The organism is Polaromonas sp. P3_C2 (assembly GCF_056402675.1).
This window is the reverse complement of the sequence record NZ_JBFUGX010000932.1, coordinates 1-1,302: the sequence shown is the minus strand read 5'-3', so window position 1 is coordinate 1,302 and position 1,302 is coordinate 1. Positions and strand designations below refer to the sequence as shown.

The window sequence follows — 1,302 nt, the reverse complement described above, 5'->3', positions numbered from 1 at the left end:
ACACTGGACCGCGTCACGCTGTACCGGCTGATCGACCGGCTCACGCAGGTGGGCTTGCTGCTGTGCCGCGTGGACGCCAATCGCGTGCGCCGTTACCAGGCCATGCCGAGCAGCGTGCATGCCATTCCCCACTTTGAATGCCAGAGCTGCCACCGCGACAGCCCCTTGTCGGGTGCGCTGTCGGGAAAGCGTTCGGGCGCCCTCAAGGCCAGCACCAAAGACCTGGAGCGCGCCGCGCAGACCGCGCTGGAGGCACTGAAGGCGCTGGGCTACCAGGGCATGAGCATGGACTTTGCCGTGCGGGGCGTGTGCGCCGACTGCGCCACCGGCGCGGCTTCTTCATGATCAGTACCCGCCAGCTGGCTTACCGCTACACCAATGGTCCCGAGCTGCGCTTTGCGGACGTGGACGTCGCGCAGGGTGGCACCTTGCTGCTGCGCGGTGCGTCGGGCTCGGGCAAATCCACCTGGCTGGCGCTGGCGGCGGGTTTGCTGGCGCCCAGTGAGGGCGACATCACGGTGGCCGGCCAGTCCATCAAGGCGCTGGGTGGACGTGCAGGTGACGCGTGGCGGGCAAAAACCATTGGTTTTTTGCCGCAGAAACTTCACCTGAGCACGGCGCTGACGGTGCACGGCAACCTGGCCATGGCGCAGTGGGCCGCCGGCCAGCCGGATGATGAAGGCCGAATTGCCGAAGCGTTGGACGCGCTGGACGTGCGCGCGTTGGCTGATCGCAAGCCGGCCCAACTATCAGGCGGGCAGGCACAGCGTGTAGCGCTGGCGCGTGCGGTGTTGCTCAAGCCGCGCGTGATCCTGGCCGATGAACCCACGGCCAGCCTGGACGACGACGCGGCTGCGGCGTCGCTGGCCTTGCTGCAAAGCGCGGCGCAGCAGCAGGCCGCCACGCTGGTGATTGCCACGCACGATGCACGTGTTTTGGCCTTTTTTAAGGATAAAAAGGGCCTGCAGTCCTTATTGGTCGAGCGCGAGCAGCTATGAAAACGATAGCATTCAAGACCGTTGTTTTTTCATGGCGCTACCTGTGGTCGCGGCCGCTGGCGGCGGCGCTGAATTTGCTGCTGCTCACCCTGGGGCTGGCCTCCATTACCTTTCTGCTGCTCGTCAGCCACCAGATCAGCCAGGCGTTTGACCGTGACGTGGCCGGCATCGATGTGGTGGTGGGCGCCAAGGGCAGCCCGATGCAGCTGATCCTGTCAGGTGTGTTTCACCTTGACGTACCGACGGGCAACGTGCCGCTGGCGGCGGTGAAGGAACTGGAAAGACATCCGCAGGTCGCCAGGAT

2 protein-coding genes and 1 pseudogene are annotated in these 1,302 nt (G+C 65.3%); all 3 read left to right on the top strand.

Annotated features, from left to right (window positions below; all coding sequences use genetic code 11):
* The coding region (locus tag AC1DWI_RS23520; protein ID WP_477725958.1) for a Fur family transcriptional regulator at nucleotides 1-345 on the top strand (345 nt) is incomplete at its 5' end.
* On the top strand, nucleotides 342-998 hold the full coding sequence (locus tag AC1DWI_RS23515; RefSeq protein WP_477668041.1) for an ATP-binding cassette domain-containing protein: 657 nt from the start codon (nucleotides 342-344) through the stop codon (nucleotides 996-998). The genes AC1DWI_RS23520 and AC1DWI_RS23515, both read left to right, overlap by 4 nt.
* Nucleotides 995-1,302, top strand: a pseudogene (locus AC1DWI_RS23510) (ABC transporter permease); the annotation flags it as partial. The gene AC1DWI_RS23515 and the pseudogene AC1DWI_RS23510, both read left to right, overlap by 4 nt.

Bases quoted from the DNA above. Each gene is read 5' to 3' on its own strand.
- AC1DWI_RS23515 (WP_477668041.1), top strand. From the start codon at position 342: ATGATCAGTACCCGCCAGCTGGCTTACCGCTACACCAATGGTCCCGAG.